Source organism: Streptomyces sp. NPDC057900 (genome assembly GCF_042887885.1).
GTDB lineage: Bacteria > Actinomycetota > Actinomycetes > Streptomycetales > Streptomycetaceae > Streptomyces.
In genome coordinates this window covers 189,559-207,053 of the sequence record NZ_JBHVOI010000001.1, presented here as the reverse complement: position 1 = coordinate 207,053, position 17,495 = coordinate 189,559, and the positions used below count along the sequence as shown (strand labels likewise).

The 17,495-nt window shown below is 71.5% G+C and carries 14 protein-coding genes; 4 read left to right on the top strand and 10 right to left on the bottom strand.

What is annotated here, in order from left to right; all coding sequences use genetic code 11:
• Positions 1 to 110 precede the first annotated feature (110 nt).
• Positions 111 to 755: an LAETG motif-containing sortase-dependent surface protein gene (locus tag ACFVQ0_RS00745; RefSeq protein ID WP_390083190.1), complete on the top strand. Its 645-nt coding sequence runs from the start codon at positions 111 to 113 to the stop codon at positions 753 to 755.
• A 373-nt stretch (positions 756 to 1,128) separates the two neighbouring features.
• On the opposite strand, the gene ACFVQ0_RS00740 is transcribed toward ACFVQ0_RS00745, so the two are convergent.
• Positions 1,129 to 3,264, bottom strand: coding sequence for a SpoIIE family protein phosphatase (locus tag ACFVQ0_RS00740; RefSeq protein ID WP_390083188.1), 2,136 nt, complete (start codon positions 3,262 to 3,264; stop codon positions 1,129 to 1,131).
• Between the two features lie 229 nt (positions 3,265 to 3,493).
• Here ACFVQ0_RS00740 and ACFVQ0_RS00735 point away from each other — a divergent pair, with 229 nt between their 5' ends.
• Positions 3,494 to 4,561: an enoyl-CoA hydratase/isomerase family protein gene (locus tag ACFVQ0_RS00735; RefSeq protein WP_390083186.1), complete on the top strand. Its 1,068-nt coding sequence runs from the start codon at positions 3,494 to 3,496 to the stop codon at positions 4,559 to 4,561.
• 14 nt (positions 4,562 to 4,575) lie between these two features.
• Here the strand turns inward: ACFVQ0_RS00735 and ACFVQ0_RS00730 are convergent, their stop codons facing one another.
• The 7 genes from ACFVQ0_RS00730 to ACFVQ0_RS00700 form a co-directional block, all read right to left on the bottom strand.
• A complete protein-coding gene (locus ACFVQ0_RS00730; RefSeq protein WP_390083185.1) occupies positions 4,576 to 6,039 on the bottom strand; it encodes an arabinose isomerase in 1,464 nt (487 codons plus the stop codon).
• A complete protein-coding gene (locus ACFVQ0_RS00725) occupies positions 6,032 to 7,552 on the bottom strand; it encodes a rhamnulokinase family protein (protein WP_390083183.1) in 1,521 nt (506 codons plus the stop codon). The genes ACFVQ0_RS00730 and ACFVQ0_RS00725 overlap by 8 nt, the downstream gene beginning before the upstream one ends.
• A gap of 16 nt (positions 7,553 to 7,568) precedes the next feature.
• A complete protein-coding gene (locus ACFVQ0_RS00720; RefSeq protein WP_390083181.1) occupies positions 7,569 to 9,614 on the bottom strand; it encodes a bifunctional aldolase/short-chain dehydrogenase in 2,046 nt (681 codons plus the stop codon).
• Between the two features lie 71 nt (positions 9,615 to 9,685).
• A complete protein-coding gene (rhaI, locus tag ACFVQ0_RS00715; protein ID WP_390083179.1) occupies positions 9,686 to 10,852 on the bottom strand; it encodes an L-rhamnose isomerase in 1,167 nt (388 codons plus the stop codon).
• A gap of 240 nt (positions 10,853 to 11,092) precedes the next feature.
• On the bottom strand, positions 11,093 to 11,320 hold the full coding sequence (locus ACFVQ0_RS00710; RefSeq protein WP_390083177.1) for a hypothetical protein: 228 nt from the start codon (positions 11,318 to 11,320) through the stop codon (positions 11,093 to 11,095).
• Between the two features lie 86 nt (positions 11,321 to 11,406).
• Positions 11,407 to 11,886 carry a hypothetical protein gene (locus ACFVQ0_RS00705; protein ID WP_390083175.1) on the bottom strand — a complete coding sequence of 160 codons (480 nt, stop codon included), beginning with the start codon at positions 11,884 to 11,886 and terminating at the stop codon, positions 11,407 to 11,409.
• A 97-nt stretch (positions 11,887 to 11,983) separates the two neighbouring features.
• Positions 11,984 to 13,357 (bottom strand): FAD-binding oxidoreductase, encoded by a 1,374-nt coding sequence (locus ACFVQ0_RS00700; RefSeq protein ID WP_390083173.1) that lies wholly within the window; start codon positions 13,355 to 13,357, stop codon positions 11,984 to 11,986.
• A 173-nt stretch (positions 13,358 to 13,530) separates the two neighbouring features.
• On the opposite strand from ACFVQ0_RS00700, the gene ACFVQ0_RS00695 reads away from it, so the two are divergent.
• Positions 13,531 to 14,385: a pentapeptide repeat-containing protein gene (locus ACFVQ0_RS00695; RefSeq protein WP_390083171.1), complete on the top strand. Its 855-nt coding sequence runs from the start codon at positions 13,531 to 13,533 to the stop codon at positions 14,383 to 14,385.
• 17 nt (positions 14,386 to 14,402) lie between these two features.
• On the opposite strand, the gene ACFVQ0_RS00690 is transcribed toward ACFVQ0_RS00695, so the two are convergent.
• Positions 14,403 to 14,927, bottom strand: coding sequence for an SRPBCC family protein (locus ACFVQ0_RS00690; protein ID WP_390083169.1), 525 nt, complete (start codon positions 14,925 to 14,927; stop codon positions 14,403 to 14,405).
• A gap of 234 nt (positions 14,928 to 15,161) precedes the next feature.
• On the opposite strand from ACFVQ0_RS00690, the gene ACFVQ0_RS00685 reads away from it, so the two are divergent.
• Positions 15,162 to 16,529: a radical SAM protein gene (locus ACFVQ0_RS00685; RefSeq protein ID WP_390083167.1), complete on the top strand. Its 1,368-nt coding sequence runs from the start codon at positions 15,162 to 15,164 to the stop codon at positions 16,527 to 16,529.
• Between the two features lie 39 nt (positions 16,530 to 16,568).
• On the opposite strand, the gene ACFVQ0_RS00680 is transcribed toward ACFVQ0_RS00685, so the two are convergent.
• Positions 16,569 to 17,468, bottom strand: a complete 900-nt coding sequence (locus ACFVQ0_RS00680; protein WP_390083165.1) for a LysR family transcriptional regulator — start codon at positions 17,466 to 17,468, stop codon at positions 16,569 to 16,571.
• Positions 17,469 to 17,495 lie beyond the last annotated feature (27 nt).

Below are 17,495 nucleotides of genomic sequence, written 5' to 3'. Positions count from 1 at the left end.
CAGTTGTGACGTCGAATGGTGTGTGGGGCGGGTGCACATACGGGAGACAGGGGCAGTACTGTGCGCCCCACCGCCATTCGGGCGATGAAACATATGCGGAGGAACAATCCATGACCATACCCAGGAGATCGCTGCGTGCTGCGGGAACCCTCGCCGCCGCTGCGGTTGTCGGTCTGACCGGCGTGGTTCTCACCGCCGGTCCGGCCGCAGCTCACACCCCCACCTGGGACGTGACCTGTACCGAGGTGAGCCTTCACCTCAGCGCGTACAACGACAGGGTCACCAACCAGGTGACCGTGACCGTTGACGGTAAGGAGCTGCTGCCGACGGAGAGCTTCGGCAAGGGGCTCGACAAGACGATCGACCTGCCTGAGCACGACAAGGCCCTGGCGGTGCACCTTTCCGTCAAGGCCGGTGACGGCGACCAGTACTCGAAGGAAGACGACAAGACGGCACCGGTGTGCGAGGGTCAGACCTCGACGCCGACGCCCACGCCTTCCGAGACGAAGCCGTCCGAGCCGTCCACGCCGTCTCAGACGCCCACGACCTCGGCGCCCACCCCGGCCGACACCCCCAGCGAGTCCGCTTCGTCGTCTGCGCCCGCCGCAGCCGCACCGAGCCCCTCCTCGCCGGACCTGGCCGAGACCGGTTCGTCGTCCGCCACTCCGATCATCGGTGGTGCGGCTGTCGCCGTGCTGCTGGCCGGTGGCGGCATCATGTGGTCCGTGCGCAAGCGTCGCACCGCTCAGCACTGACGTAGTCCGGCGGTCCGGGCGTTCGTCGCCCGGTAGTCCGGTCGAGGGGCGGGGGGGGCCCCGGGGGGGGGGGGGGGCCCCCCCCCCCCCGGGCCCCCCCCCCGGGGCCCGGCCCGGCGCCCCCCCCCGCGGGCCCCCCCCCCCGGGGGCGGGGGGCCCCGGGGGGGGGGGGGGGGGGGGGGGGGGGGGGGGGGGGGGGTGGGGGGGGGGGGGGGGGCCCCCCCGGGGGGGGGGCCCCCCCCACGCCCCTCAACGCTGTCCACCCGCCGTGTCCACGGAACTGACACCCCGTCCGGGCAACGGACACCGCGTCGCGCGGACACCGCGTCATGCGGACCCCGCCTTCCGTGGCGGCCGCCGGACTCGCCGGTGACTACCGGTTGTCCGTGTCCCGGTGGACCGGCGGGGACGTGGGCGGCGCCGCCGGTCCGATCTCGCACCAGACCGCCTTTCCCTCGCCGCGCGGCTCGATGCCCCACCGCGTCGAGACGGCGTCCAGGAGGAGCAGACCCCGCCCGGAAGTGGCCGTCTCACCCGGTGCCCGGCGCCTGGGCCACGCGCTGGAGCGGTCCTGCACCGACAGCCGTACCCGCCGCACCGGTTCCGGCAGTACCTCCAGAGTGAGCACCGCGCCGCCCTCCGTGTGGAGCAGCACGTTCACCAGCAGCTCCCCGGTCACCAGCTCCGCGTCGTCCGCGAGTTCGGCCATGCCCCAGTCGGTCAGCGCCTGCCGCACGATCGTCCGCGCGTCGGAGAGCCCCTCCGGGTCGGCCTGATGGATGTACTGATGCAGCCGAGGCGCCCGGGGCGAACCCGGGTCCGGACTGCGGCGCAACACCAGCAGCGCCACGTCGTCGCCCGAGCCCCAGCGCTCCCACAGCCGGTCCGACAGATGGTCGGCCAGCGCCTCCGCCCCGGCCGGGCCCGCGCTCACCTCGTTGACGAGCGTGCGCACCCCCGCGTCGATGTCGGCGCCGGGCTCCTCGACCAGTCCGTCGGTGTACAGGACCAGTGTCTCTCCGGGGACCAGATCGAGCCGCGTCTCTGGGTACTCCTCGTCCTCGAAGTCGGTTGAGATGCCCAGGGGCAGCCCGCCGCGTACCTGCGGGCTGCCGACCCGGCCGTCCATGTGCCGGATCAGCGGACCGAAGTGACCGGCCCGCACCACCCGCACCGTTCCGGTGCCGAGATCCACCTGGGCGTAGGCGCAGGTGGCGAACCGGTCCGTGTCCAGTTCGGCGAGGAACCGGGAGGCGCGGGCCAGTACCGTCGAAGGCGGATGCCCCTCCCCGGCGTACGCACGCAGCGCGATCCGTAGCTGGCCCATGATCGCGGCCGCATGCGTGTCATGGCCCTGCACGTCGCCCACCACGATGCCGACGCGGTCCTTGGGCAGCGGGATCACGTCGTACCAGTCACCGCCGACCTGGCGGCCGCTCCATGCCGCGTGGTAGCGGACCGCGATCTCGCCGCCCTCGATGTCGTGGATCCGCCGGGGCAGCATCGTCGACTGGAGCCCGGTGGCGAATTCCCGTTCCTCGTCGAAGAGCTTGGCCCGCTGGAGGGACTGGGCGACGATCGCGGCGAGCCCCAGACACAGATTGCGCTCGTCGGCGTTGAAGGCCGTGCGCTCACGGTAGAAGAGCGCCAGTCCGCCGAGTGAACGCGCCTGCGCGACGAGCGGCAGATAGGCAGCCGCCTGGAACTTCAGCTGGCCCATATACGGCTCCAGCACCGGATAGCGCCGGGTGAGAGCGCCGAGCGAGCTCACGAAGCGCGGCCGGCCGCTGAGAACGGTGTCGGCCAGCGGGAAGTTCCGGTCGAGCCGGCCCTGCCCCAGCTCATCGATGACCTCCAGCGAATCGCCGCTCAGCGCGATGACATTCAGCGTGGCGTTGTCCAGCAGCCCGAGCGCCAGACCGTCGGCGCCCAGCCGGGCCAGCCCGCCCGGTCCCGTCAGAGCGGCCGTCACGTCGTCCACGGTCACCGCCCGTGACAACGCGCTCGTTGTGCGTTCAACGATGTCGGTCTGGCGCTGACGGCGTTTTTCCAGTTCCAGCACGAAGGCCGAATGGGTGACTTCCGCCGTCGCGTCCCGCACCACCCCGATCACCCGGTGCGCCCGGCCGTCGGCGCCGCGCAGGATGCGCGCCTGGATATGGGTCCACTGGTCGCCGCTCTCTTCCGTCGGGACCCGGAAATGAAGGCTGTACGAGCTGCGCCCGCCCTTGACGGCCTCGTCGATCGCCGTATCGAGACGGAGCCGCTCCTCGGGCTCCAGCCGCTCCACCAGGGACTCCGGCCGTGAGTCGAATGTGGCCGGGTCCATACCCAACACCAGCAGGCCCGCCTCGTCGATGTCCAGCGTCCGGGCATCGAGATCCCACTCGAAACTGCCGGTGCGGTTCATGGCAAGCCGCTCCGCCGTCCCCATGTCGCCGCCGGGCGCCTTCCCGGCCGACGGGCCGGGCCGGATCGGGATGATCGGTGGCCGGTCGTGATCGGTCATTCCTGCTCCGAAGATCGTCCGGCGGGGCTGCCGTACTGCCTGACCCAATTGTCTGGCCGGTCGGGTACGGCTGCCACAGCGGAAACGCTCCCGGCAGGCGACCGGTCCGCCGCGCCGCGGCCGCCACCACCCCTCCTGCCGGGGCTCCGGCACCGCCGCGCACAATGGCAGCGTAAGGCCGTCCGTGACCGGCGGAGCGGCATGTACTGGGGCTGACCGGAGCGCACGCATGAACCACGAGGATCCCGTCCTGCTGCACACCGAGGGGCGCATCCGCCACATCACGCTCAACCGGCCCCGGGCCCTCAACGCGCTGAACCACACCATGGTGCTGCGCATGGCGGAAGCGCTCGACGCGGCGGAGCGGGACGACTCGGTCGCCGCCGTGCTGCTCACGGGGGCGGGGGAGCGGGGGCTGTGCGCCGGCGGCGACATCCGCGCCATCCGTGACGACGCCCTGGCCGGCGGCGGGACCGCACTGGACTTCTGGCGTGACGAGTACCGGCTGAACGCCCGTATCGCCCGGTTCTCCAAGCCGTACGTGGCGATCATGGACGGCATAGTGATGGGCGGCGGCGTCGGGGTCTCGGCCCACGGCTCGATCCGGATCGTCACGGAGCGTTCGCGCATCGCGATGCCCGAAACCGGTATCGGGTTCGTCCCGGACGTCGGCGGCACCTACCTGCTGGGCAGGGCGCCCGGCGAGCTCGGCACCCACCTGGCGCTCACCGGGGCAGCCGTCGGCGCGGCGGACGCGCTGCTGTGCGGACTCGCCGGCCACTTCGTGCCGTCGCGGGAGCTTCCCGGCCTGACCGCCGCCCTGGAGCTGTGCACCACACCCTCGGACATCGCCACGACGGTGCGGCGCTACGCCGGTGCGGCTCCCGGGGGCGAACTGGCCGCACAGCGCGGCTGGATCGACTCCTGCTACAGCGCCGGAACGGTCGAGGAGATCGTCGAGCGCCTCGGTGACTGCGGCGAGTCCGCCGCGAAGGAAACCGCCGCCACGATCCTGGCGAAGTCGCCCACCGCGCTCAAGGTGACCCTCGAAGCTGTCCGCAGGGCGCGCCGCCTCGACCGCCTGGAGGCCGCACTGGACCAGGAGTTCCGGGTCTCGTCCACCGCCTTCACCCGGCCCGACCTGGTCGAGGGCGTACGCGCCCAGATCGTCGACAAGGACCGGAACCCGCGATGGAGCCCCGCCGCGCTCACCGAGGTCACCGACGCCGACGTGGAGACCTTCTTCGCCTCCCTCGGCGACGGCGAGCTCGGCCTGGACACCCCGGCGGCTCCCTGACGGCGCCGCCCCCGTCAGAGGGCGTTGGGCCCGGTCACCGTACGGAAGGCCAGGCCCAGCAGGTCCGCCGCGGCCCGGAAATCCCGCGCACGGTGGCCGGTGCACAGCGCCCAGTGGTGACCGATGCCCGTGGCGGACCAGGCATCGGTCCATTCACCGGGATCGAAGCCGAAGTCCACCCGGGAGGTCGTGTTGCCGATCTCCAGGAGGGGACCGGGCACCACCTCCCCCTCGGACGCGATCAGGACGAACGAACCGTCGGCCTCCTGACCGATACCGAACGTGGTGACCGGCCCGTGGGTGACGTCGAATTCGACGCTGACACCCCAGCCGCGCTTGCCGTGGTACACACCCAGACCGCGCAGCAACGGGTCCTTCGCGCTGATCGCCAGATGGGCGGGCCCGTCGTGACCCATCTCAACGACCCGGTCGCGGAAGTTGAGCGCCTGCAGTTCGGTGAAAGAGCCGCCCGCCCCCATGGTGTCGGCGATCAGCATGGCGAGGCTGGTGCGCAGCTCGTACTCACCGGCCATCGGCACCCCGCGGGCGGTCAGCAGCGAGGCGCCCAGGATCATTCCGGCCCCCAGCCGCTCATGGATCTCACCCTCAAGACCCCGGTGGTAGTAGGCGAGGCTGTCCAGCGCGAAATCGGCCACCAACCGGTCCAGACCGACCGAGACCCGGGCAGCCCAGGCGAGATCGCCCTCATCGACGGAATCGTCCAGGATGAAGACCTCCCGGGCCAGGGCGACCCGTTCGGCGGTCTCCCGGTCCGTGACCGCCGAGACCCTGACCCGCAGGTCGTCGAACTCCAGCACCTCGACATGACCGCCCAGCTGCGAGGAGACCAGCGTCATATCGGTGGAGACGTCGAGCATGCCCGGGTACAGATGACCCATCAGCCCGTGGCGGCCGTGACGCAGCGCACCGCGCACCCCGGCCGCCGAGATCCAGCGGCGGATCCGGCCCCAGGCGTTCTCGTCGCGCAGATGGCCCGAGACCGAGCGGAACGGGATGCCGCTGCGCCGGAACACGTTGGCGACCTCCGGCAGCGGGCACTGCCCGCAGTACGCCAGCCACTCGCCGGTCCCGGTGTTCGCGTGGTCCATGGCCTCCGTCGGCTGGAGGTCGATGACCAGCACCGGGGTGTGCGTGCGCTGGGCGACCGGCAGCACCATCGACGCGGTGAGGTACGTCGTCAGGAACGTGACCACCAGATCGCAGTCGGCCCGCCGCAACTGCTCGGCAGCCCTGGCCGACTCCTGCGGATCGGAGACGAAGCCCGCGTCGACCACCTCGCACCCCATCGCCTCGATCCGCGCGGTCACGAACCGGGCCGACTCCCGCAGCTGTTCGAGAAGGCCGGGGAACTGCGGCCAGTACGCGCCGAGCCCGCCGGAGACCAGGCCCACCCGGGTCCGGTGGCGGGACGTCCGTGCCAGGGCGCCGCCGGGCTCGGCGGCGCGGTCGTCAGACATCAGGTATTTCCCTTCCTCGCAGGTGATTTCCGGTGAGCCGGGCCTCCGCGCGGTCCCAGTCCCGCCCGTCGCCCCTCGGTTCGTAGTGCCGCAGTTCCTGGGTACGGGCGACCAGCCGGCGCACCCCGGCGAGGCCGCCCACCAGACCCTGGGCGCGGGCCTGCATCAGGATGTTGCCGAGCGCCGTGGCCTCTGCGGGCCCGGCCGTCACCGGCAGCCCGCTCGCGTCCGCCGTCCACTGGCACAGCAGCCCGTTGCGCGAGCCGCCGCCGACCAGATGGATCCGTGTCGGCTCGCGGCCCGCCAGCTCGGCCGCCCGCCGCAACGTCCTGCGGTGGGCCAGCGCCAGGCTCTCCAGCACGCAGCGCACATAGCCGCCGCGGCTCCCCGGAGGCCTCTGCCCCGTCCGCAGCAGATACGCGTCGATCCGGGAGGGCATGTCGTCCGGCGCGAGGAACGCCTCGTCATCGGGATCGATCACCGCGGCGAACGGCTCCGCCTCGGCCGCGTCGGCCAGCAGCCCGGCCAGTCCGGTGGCGGTGCCCTCGCGGTCCCACGCCCTGCGGCACTCCTCCAGCAGCCACATCCCCATGATGTTGCGGAGGTAGCGGACGGTGCCGTCCACCCCGCGCTCATTGGTGAAGTTCGCCGCCCGCGACTCTTCCGACAGCACCGGGGCGTCCAGCTCCAGACCGGCCAGTGACCAGGTTCCGCACGACACGTACGCGAAGTCCGGCTCCGTCGCCGGGACCGCCACCACCGCCGACGCCGTGTCGTGCGAGGCGACGGTGGTCAGCGGGGTCCCGGCCGGCAGACCCGTGGCCGCGGCGACGTGGGCCAGCAGCGTCCCCGCCGGATCACCCGGTTCACGCAGCGGCGGAAAGAGCGAACGCGCCAGCCCCAGCCGCCCGATCAGCGCATCCGACCAGCCACCGGCCCGGGCGTCGAACAGACCGGTCGTCGACGCGTTCGTGATCTCCGCACCCACAGACCCCGTCAGCCAGTACACCAGCAGATCAGGCATCAACAGCAGTGTCCGCGCCGCCTCCCACTGAGCCGTGGCACGGTGGGCCAGCAGCTGGAACACCGTGTTGAACGGCAGATGCTGCAACCCGTTCACGGCGTACAGCTCCGCGGCGCCGCAGCCCTCCGGAAGCCGCCGCGCCATCCCGTCGCCGCGCCCGTCCCGGTAGTGGAACGGCACCCCGAGCAGCGCCCCGTCCCCATCCAGCAGACCGTAGTCCACCGCCCAGGTGTCGATGCCGACCGAGGTGAGCGGGCCGCTGCGCCCGGCCGCCCGCAGCCCGTCCAGCATCCCCTGGTACAGGGCCAGTACGTCCCAGTGCAGCCCGTCCGGCAGCCGCACCGGTTCGTTGGCGAACCGGTGCGCCTCGCTCAGCACCAACGTGCCGGGGCCCACCCTGCCCGTCATCACCCGGCCACTGGTGGCGCCGAGATCCACGGCGGCGAAAACGGCCTCGCCGACCGGCCGGTCGCATGCGTGCGCAGCCATCAGGATCGTGTCCGGGTCATCGCAGGAAGGCCGCCGCCACACCGGCGTCGACAGGAATGTGCAGACCTGTGGTGTGCGTGAGGTCGCCGCCGGTCAGAGCGAACACGGCATTGGCGACATGCTCCGGCAGCACCTCGCGCTTGAGCAGGGTCCGCTGGGCGTAGAACTCCCCGAGCTTCTCCTCCTCGATGCCGTACGTCGCCGCCCGCTGGGCGCCCCAGCCGGCGGCGAAGATCCCGGAACCGCGCACCACACCGTCCGGGTTGACCCCGTTCACCCGGATCCCGTGCTCGCCGAGCTCCGCCGCCAGCAGCCGCACCTGATGGGCCTGGTCGGCCTTGGTCGCGGAGTACGCGATGTTGTTCGGACCCGCGAACACGGCGTTCTTGGAGGCGATGTAGATGATGTCGCCGCCGATGCCCTGAGCCCGCATCACCCGGGCGGCCTCCCGCGACACCAGGAACGAACCGCGCGCCATGATGTCGTGCTGCAGATCCCAGTCGCGCGCCGTCGTCTCCAGCAGCGGCTTGGAGATGGAGATCCCCGCGTTGTTGACGACGAGGTCCACACCGCCGAAGGCGAGCACGGCGGCCTCGAACGCCGCGGCGATCTGCTCCTCGCTGGTGACGTCGACCGTCACCGCGACCGCCCGGTCCGCTCCGCCGAGGTCCTCTGCGACCGCTGCGGCGCTCTCCGCGTTGAGGTCGGCGACGACGACACACGCGCCCTCGGCGGCCAGCCGGTGCGCGATGGCCTTCCCGATCCCCGAGCCCGCACCGGTCACCAGTGCCACCCGGGTGGCCAGCGGCTTCGGCTTCGGCATCCGGCGCAGCTTGGCCTCCTCCAGGTCCCAGTACTCGATCCGGAACTTCTCGGACTCCTCGATCGGCGCGTACGAGGAGACGGCCTCCGCGCCGCGCATCACGTTGACGGCATTGAGGTAGAACTCCCCGGCCACCCGCGCGGTCTGCTTGTCCTTCCCGAAGGAGAACATCCCCACCCCGGGCACCAGCACAATCGCCGGATCCGCACCACGCATCGCGGGGGAGCCGGCAGTGGCGTGCCGCTCGTAGTAGGCGCGGTACGTCTCGCGGTACTCCGCGTGCAGCTCCCGCAGCCGCTCCCCGGCCTCTTCCGGTGGCACGTCCGCCGGAAGGTCCAGGACCAGCGGCCTCACCTTCGTACGGAGGAAGTGGTCCGGGCACGAGGTGCCGAGCGCGGCGAGGCGTGGATGCTCCGCGCGGGACAGGAAGTCCAGCACCGGGGCGGCGTCGGTGAAGTGCCCCACCTGGGGGCGGTCCGTGGACGCCAGACCACGGATCAACGGGGCGAGCGCGGCGGCCCGTGCACGGCGCGCCGCCTCGGGCAGAGGCATCCGGTCCGGCAGTACGGGACCGAAGGGCTCGGCCCTGCCGCGTTCCAGCAGGAACGTCTCGGCGGTACGGATCATCCACAGCGCGTTCTGCTCGCACGCGTCGGACGTATCGCCCCAGGCGGTGATTCCATGACCGCCCAGAACCACCCCGACCGCCTGCGGGTTGGCCTCCTTGACGGCCGCGATGTCGAGACCGAGCTGAAACCCCGGCCGGCGCCAGCCCACCCAGACCACCCTCTCCCCGAAGCACTCGGCGGTCAGCTTCTCGCCGTCCGCCGCGCACGCCAGGGCGATCCCCGAGTCCGGATGCAGGTGGTCGACGTGGGCCGCCTCGACCAGGGCGTGCATGGCGGTGTCGATGGACGGCGCGGCGCCGCCCCTGCCGTGCAGGCAGAAGTCGAAGGCCGCCACCATCTCGTCCTCGCGCTCGACACCCGGATACACCTCCTTGAGCGCGCGGACCCGGTCCAGCCGCAGGACGGCGAGACCCGCCTCCGTCAGCGTGCCGAGGTCGCCCCCGGAGCCCTTGACCCAGAGCAGCTCGGTCCCGCCACCGGTGACCGGATCGGCGCCGACCGCCTTCACCGACGCGTTGCCACCGGCGTAGTTGGTGTTGCGGGGGTCGGAGCCGATCCGGTGCGCGCGCTCCAGGAGCGCTGCGACCTCGGCGTGCGTCGCGGACGTCATAGGGGTTCCTTCGGGGTGAGAGATGCGTTCACGGCGGGGTACGAACGGTGGGCGGGGCCGTGCGGAAGGGGTCAGGCGCCCCAGCCGGCCTGGGTGCCGCCCACCCGGGCGGCCGCGATGCGTTCCTGGTTACCGGAGGCGAGGTAGGCGGCGAAGGGGTCACGGGCCAGGCCCTGTTCCTCGCGCACCTCGGCGAGCAGCGGCCGCACATCGGTGTTGTACGCGTCCATCAGGACGGCGTTCGACGCGAGCACATCACCCGCCCGCTGCGCGGCGCCGAGCGCGTCACCGTCCACCAGCAGCGCCTTCGCGGTCGCCTCCTGCACATTGGCGACCGACCGGATCACCGCCGGGATCTTCGCCTCGATGTTGTGGCACTGGTCGAGCATGAAGTTGACGTTGGTCTCGGGCTTGAGGCCGCCGTTCTTGACCACCTCGTGCATGATCCGGAACAGCTGGAAGGGATCGGCCGCGCCGACCATCAGGTCGTCGTCCGCGTAGAAGCGGGAGTTGAAGTCGAACGCGCCGAGCCGGCCCTCGCGCAGCAGGATCGCCACGATGAACTCGATGTTCGTGCCCGGTGCGTGGTGACCGGTGTCGACGACCACCTGGGCCTTCGGGCCGAGCTTCAGGCAGTGCGCGTAGGCGGTGCCCCAGTCCGGCACGTCCGTGGCGTAGAACGCGGGCTCGAAGAGCTTGTACTCCAGCAGCATCCGCTGGTCGTCGCCCAGCCGTTCGTACACCTCCGCCAGCGCCTCCGACAGCCTGTCCTGGCGGGTGGCGATGTCGTCCTGGCCGGGGTAGTTGGTGCCGTCGGAGAACCAGAGCTTCAGATCGGGCGAGCCGGTCTCGTCCATGACGTCGACGCACTCCAGCAGGTGGCCGGTCGCTTTGCGCCGCACCGCCGCGTCGGGGTGGGTGACGGAGCCCAGCCGGTAGTCGTCGTCCTGGAAGACGTTCGAGTTGATCGCGCCGATCCGGAGCCCGAGGCCCTCGGCGTGCCTGGTCAGTGCGGCGTAGTCCGTCACCTTGTCCCAGGGGATGTGCAACGACACCTTCGGCGCGACCCCGGTGAACGCGTGTACCTGCGCCGCGTCCTCCATCTTCTCGAACGGGTCGCGTGGCACCCCCTGCTGGGCGAACACCTTGAAACGAGTCCCGGAATTGCCGTAACCCCACGAAGGAGTCTCGATCACCTGAGACTTCAGGGCTGCCTTGACGACCGACACATCAGACATGAGCACCTCGTAAGCAGAGTCATCCGGCGACCGCGGCCGTCAGGAAGGATGTGAATCGTTTCATCTGGAACGTACGCTAGGTTTGGCGCCGACGACTAGTCAAGCGGCTGGCCAGTCTTGTTCCTGGTTTGAACCTTGTTTTGAATCAATTCACCACAGATCGGCCGGAAAGACCGCTACCGGCCGGTCCTGGCGGCGCGGGCGCGCACCCGGCGTCCGGGGTTCCTCCGGGCCGTCGTCTCAGTGCCCGCTGTCCGACATGCTCGGCCGGAGCGACCGGACGAGGTCGAAGAACCGTGACTCGTTGCCCGAGAGCCCGGCCCGCCGCAGCGCGCCGTCGGCCTCCTCGATCGGTGCGGCGAGCAGGGGCATGTACAGCGGGGCGTCATCCGGATCGCAGAGAGCAGCCCGGGTGGCTTCGAGCAGACGGACGTACGCCTGGGCCGCGGCGAGTTCGGCATCGGGCATCTCAGCATCTCCCGGTCAGAGGTGTCGGACCCACAAGCATCCCCCATGGGTCTGACAACACCCCGGGACCTGGCCCCTACGGGCTGTCAGGCCCGCACGCCGGCCGGTGGCTCGACCTCCAGGAATCGCCGGCGGCGCGGGCCGTGGTACAGCAGCGCGATCCAGCCCGACGCCCGCAACGCGGCCGCGCACCGCTTCAGTTCGTCGCCCTCCTCGTGCGCCGCCCCGCTGCCGGGCGGGCCGAGCCATTCGACGCGTACGGTCCCCGGCGCTGTCGCGGCCTCCACCCGGTATCCGGTCGCCGTACGCCGCCCCGACGCGTCGACCGCCGACGCGGAGAGCCCCGACGCCTCCAGCGCGAGGGCGACGGCCCGTACCGGCCTGTGCAGCTCCCACGGGGCCGGTACGGACTCCGGGTCCGGGTGCCCGGAGTTGGCCAGCCGCCGGATCTGCGCCATCCCGGCGAACGCGGCCCGAACAGCGGCGGCACGCTTCTCCGCCGGGCCCAGGGGTGACGGGCCCTCACCGGTGGCCGGTTCGAAACCGGCCTCCTCCTCGGTGCCCATCCGCTTCCCCCTTCGCCCGTACGCGCTTGCCGCCAGTGTGCGCCGCCGCACTGACAACGGCGCCCCACCGGCTCCGTGGCTCCGGCCGGAGCCCGGGTCAGGCGAGCTCTGTGAGGACCTTGCCCGGGTTCAGGATGCCGTGCGGATCGAGCGCCGCCTTCACCGCGTGGTGCATGGCGAGCACCGCGGGACCCAGCTCCTTGTCCATGCCGCGCATCTTCAGCAGTCCGACCCCGTGCTCGCCCGTGACCGTGCCACCGAGCGCGATCGCGTCGTCCAGGATGTCCTCGAAGGCGGACTGCGCGCGGGCACGCGCCGCCTCATCACCCGGCGGCGTGATGATCAGGGGATGCAGATTGCCGTCCCCCGCGTGGGCGATGTTGGCGATGAGGACGTCGTGCCTGGCCGCCGTCCGCTCGATCCGGGCCAGCATCTCCGGAACCGAGGTACGGGGTACGCAGACGTCCTCCGTCAGGACCGGGCCGAGCCGTTCGAGCGCCGGATAGGCCAGCCGTCGAGCCTGGAACAGCGCATCGGCCTCCTGCTGGTCGGTGGAGACCGCGGCCCAGCTCGCGCCGGCCTGTTCGAAGCAGTCCCGGATCAGCTCGGCCTCCGCGTCGCCCTCGGCCCCGGGAGTGTCCACCCGGCCGAGAAGCACCACGTCCGCGTCCGCGGACAGCCCCATCTTCTTCCAGGCGTCCACGGCGGCGAGGCAGTGGCGGTCGACCAGTTCGAGCGCGGACGGGATGACACCGGACGCGGTCACGGCGCTCACCGCCTCACCCGCGGCGACCACCGACGAGAAGTAGCCCGCGACCGTCCGCTCCTGGAGGCGTGCCGGGCGCAGCCGCACCGTGATCTCCGTGATCACCCCGAGTGTGCCCTCCGAGCCCACCATCAGCCCGGCGAGGTCGTAACCCGCCACCCCCTTCGCGGTACGGCGTCCGAGCGAGACGACCTCGCCGAGCCCGTTGACCACTTCGAGGCCCAGCACGTAGTCGCGGGTCACGCCGTACTTGACGCAGCACATACCGCCCGCGTTGGTCGCGACGTTCCCGCCGATCGTGGACCAAGGGGAGCTCGCCGGATCCGGCGGGTACCAGAGCCCGTGCTCCGCGCAGGCCGCCCGGAGGTCGTCGTTGACCACACCGGGCTGGACCACGGCCAGCCGCTCGGCCGCGTCGATGTCGACGATCCGGTTCATGTCCTCGAACGACAGGATGATCGCCCCGTCCACGGCGTTGGCCCCGCCCGACAGGCCGGTGCCCGCGCCGCGCGGCACCAGCGGAATGCGGTGGGCGAGACAGTGGCGCACCACATCCCGGACCTCGTCGGTGCTCGCCGGGCGGACCACGGCCAGTGGCATCCCGTACGGAGCCCACTCGGCCTCGTCGTGCTGGTACCGGGTCAGGCCCGCCGGATCGGTCAGTACCCGCCTGGCCGGAATGCTGTCGACCGGTGCGTTCGCCACGATGGTGGCACCTCCCATAAAGATGTAGTACCCACCATTGTCGCGCGCGGAGCCGCCGGCCGTGGGGGAGCCCCCCCGTTCTCCGGAACGGACACCGCGTGCACCGGGCCCGGCGGGGACCTCGGTAGGCTCGGCCCGTTCATGAACACCGCACACCGAAGGACACAGGCACCGTGCCCGATACCGACAGAGCTCCCGGCACCGACGACCCGGACGGCACCGGCCGGGCAGGTCTGCGCGCCGACTGCGGGAACTGCTTCGGGCTGTGCTGTGTCGCGCTGACCCTGACCCGCTCCGCGGACTTCGCCATCAACAAGGACGCCGGCAAACCCTGCCGCAACCTTCAGGACGACTTCCGCTGCGGCATCCACACCAGGCTGCGTTCCGAGGGCTTTCCGGGCTGCACCGTGTACGACTGCTTCGGCGCCGGACAGAAGGTCTCGGGGGAGACCTTCGGCGGACAGGACTGGCGCGCGGCCCCGGAGAGCGCCCAGCGGATGTTCGAGGTCTTCCCGGTCATGCGCCAGTTGCATGAGCTGCTCTGGTATTTGACGGAGGCGGCCGAGCTGGCACCGGCCCGCCCCCTGCACGGCGAGATCGGCCGCACCCTCGACGAGACCGAGCGCCTCACCCACCTCGACGCCGACGCCCTCGCGGAGCTGGACGTCGCCGCCCACCGGGACGAGGTCGCGGCTCTCCTCTCGCGTACCAGCGAACTCGTCCGTGCCACCGCCCCTCTTAAGAAGAGGCGCGACCACCGCGGCGCAGACCTCATCGGCGCCCGGCTCAAGGGAGCCGACCTGCGCGGCGGCGACCTGCGCGGCGCCTGCCTCATAGCGGCGGACCTCACCGGTGCCGATCTCAGGCTCGCCGACCTCATCGGCGCGGACTTCCGGGACGCGCGACTGTCCGGTGCGGACCTGACCGGAGCGCTCTTCCTGACGCAGGCACAGCTCAACGCGGCCCGGGGGAACGGCGCCACCAGGATCCCCCTGTCGCTCAGCCGTCCCTCCCACTGGGAGCGTTGAAGGAGCCGCCGGAGCGATTACGCCCCCGGCGCGTCCCCTGCCGACGGGGCCTCCAGCGCCGCCTTGAGCCGCTGGAGCGTCGTACGGATGTTGCCGCGCTGGAAGTCCGCGAAGGTGTGGCCCCGGGTGGCCGCCCGGTCGAAGGCGTTGGCCAGGAAGTCCGGCCAGGCGCGGCGGTCGTCGGTCCAGGTCTCGGTGACCAGGGTGCCGCCGTCCGCCTCCTCGAACCGGTACTCCCAGGTGGCGATCGCGCCGGGGAGCCGCGGCCGCCGGGCGCCGATCGCGTGGACCCGGAAGGCGAACCGCTCGCCGGGATCGGCGGCGGTCACCGTGCACCGCGTCGTCCAGCTCATCCTGCCGCGCTTGTTGCGGCCCTCGAAGACCATGCCGACGTACGCCTCCCGGCGCTCCCCGAGCACCTTCGCGCCCCGGTTCTCCGGACTCCAGCGACCCATCGCGGTCGGGTCGCTGACCTGCGCGTACACCGCCGAGGGCGCGGCGGAGACCACCGTGCTGTCCGAGACGGACATGGTGCGGGTCATGAGGCACTTCCGATCCGCGGCCGACTGCGGCAACCACCGGGCGTCGGGACGGCCGCACGGCCGACGGGCTCCGGGGCCCCACACCCTACTGGCCGGTCACATACGCCGCGGCGGCGGGCGCCGCGACCGTCCCCGTATCCGGTGCCCGGGATCGAGAACGCATCCGCTCCGCTGTTCGTTGCACAGGTGGCGTATCCGGAACATCACCGAGAACCGGACCGAGGAGCCCCGCACATGCCCAGCCGCACAGACACCGGCCGTACCCAGCCCGGCAGCGCCGACGCGAGCCGCACCCGCCTGATCGAACGGCTCATGGAGCAGTTCCCGCACGTGCCGCGGGAAGCCGTCATCAAGGAGGATCTGCTGCGCGGCGGCCTGGCCTTCGACGAGTCCGCGCTCAGCGACAACGAGGGCGGTGACGTCAAGCCGAAGTCGTACTTCATCTTCTCCTTCGACCACGGCACCCTGCCCGAGCTGGGGGCCGCCGCCCTGCGCCGCCCGCCGGAGGAGATCGTCCTCACCGGCGGACCGTACGAACTGCGGCGCACCGTGGTCTCGGTGCGGGTGAACCCCACATCGCCCTACCGGGTCGCGGCCGACGCCGACGGTGTCCTCGGGCTCTACCTCGACGGCAGGCGGATCTCGGACGTCGGGCTTCCCCCGATGCCCGACTACTACCGGCACACGCTGGAGAACGGCAAGTCCGTGATGGAGGTGGCGCCCACCATCCAGTGGGGCTACCTCGTCTATCTGACGGTCTTCCGCGTCTGCCAGTACTTCGGCGCCAAGGAGGAGTGCCAGTACTGCGACATCAACCACAACTGGCGCCAGCACAAGGCGGCGGGACGCCCGTACACCGGAGTGAAACCGGTCGAGGAGGTCCTTGAGGCGCTGGCCATCATCGACCGCTACGACACCGCGAAGACGTCCACGGCCTACACGCTCACCGGTGGTGCCATCACCTCGCACATTGGAGGCCGGGACGAAGCCGACTTCTACGGCCAGTACGCGAAGGCCATCGAGGAGCGCTTCCCCGGCCGCTGGATCGGCAAGGTCGTCGCCCAGGCCCTGCCCAAGGCCGATGTGCAGCGCTTCCACGACTACGGCGTGCAGATCTACCACCCCAACTACGAGGTCTGGGACCCCCGGCTGTTCGAGCTGTACTGCCCCGGCAAGGAGCGTTACGTCGGCCGCGACGAATGGCACCGCCGCATCCTGGATTCCGCCGAGGTCTTCGGCGCCCGCAACGTCATCCCCAACTTCGTCGCGGGCGTGGAGATGGCCGAGCCGTTCGGTTTCACCACGGTGAAGGAGGCCATCGACTCCACCACGGAAGGCCTGCGGTTCTTCATGTCGCACGGCATCACGCCGCGCTTCACCACCTGGTGCCCCGAGCCCACGACGCCGCTGGGGAAGACGAACCCGGACGGCGCGCCGCTGGAGTACCACATCCGGCTGCTGGACGCCTACCGCTCGACGATGGAGGAGTACGGGCTGACCTCGCCTCCCGGCTACGGTCCGCCGGGTCCCGGACGCGCGGTGTTCTCCGTGAGCTCCTTCATGGACAGCCTGCCGGCCCGCCCCGACGACGAGAAGTCCTGACGACGAGAAGCCCTGACGGCGTGAGGCCCTGACCGGCGGTCAGCCGGCCGGGGCGTCCGCCGCGGCGGCGAGCTCCCGTACGACCTGGACGAAGCCGCGTACCAGCGCCGTGTCCTTGCCGTCCGCCCAGGCGAGCACCACCCGCAGCGGTTCCACATCGGTCAGCGGGACCCAGGCGAGATCCGGCCGCGCGTAGTACCGGGCCATGCTCAGGGGGGCGAAGCAGACGGAGGAACCCTCCGCCACCTGCTCCAGCATCTCCTCGACGTTGTCATTGGTCGGCCCCCACTTCGGACTCGAACCGTCCGGCCGGGGGTTGACCGCCCACCAGTCCACCCACTCGCGCGGCGCGCGCTGTGTCCACAGCAGGGGTTCGTCGGCCACTTCGAGCACCGATATGCCCGAACGGTCCGCCAGCGCGTGCCCGCGGGGCAGCCCGACGACACGCGGTTCGGTGTGCACCAGCTCGCCGCGCAGCCCGCTCAGGTCGTTCGGCAGCCAGACGAAGGCGACATCGGTCTGGCCGTCGCGCAGCGCGTCGGCCTCCTGTCCCCAGTCGTAGCGCTTGGGCGCCACCCGCACCCCGGGGTGGCGCCGGGCGAACTCCGCGCGGGCGCGCGTGGTGAGCTCGCCCGCGCCGCTCGCCTCGAAACCCACCCGCAGCACGCCGGTCTCACCGCGCGTGTGCCGCTCGGCCGCCGCCGATACCCGCTCCGCCTGGCGAACGGTCAGCAACGCCTCCGCGATCACGTCCTGCCCCGCCGCGGTCGCGGAGACGCCCCCGGCGTGCCGGTCGAACAGCCGCACCCCGAGCTCGGACTCCAGGCTCTTGAGGGCGTACGAGAGGGCGGGCTGGCTGACGAACAGCCGCCGGGCGGCCCGCCCCAGGTTCTCCTCCTCGGCGATCACCGTGAGGTAGTGCAGTTGACGCAGCTCCATCCAGGCATCATAAGTCGTCTTTATCGG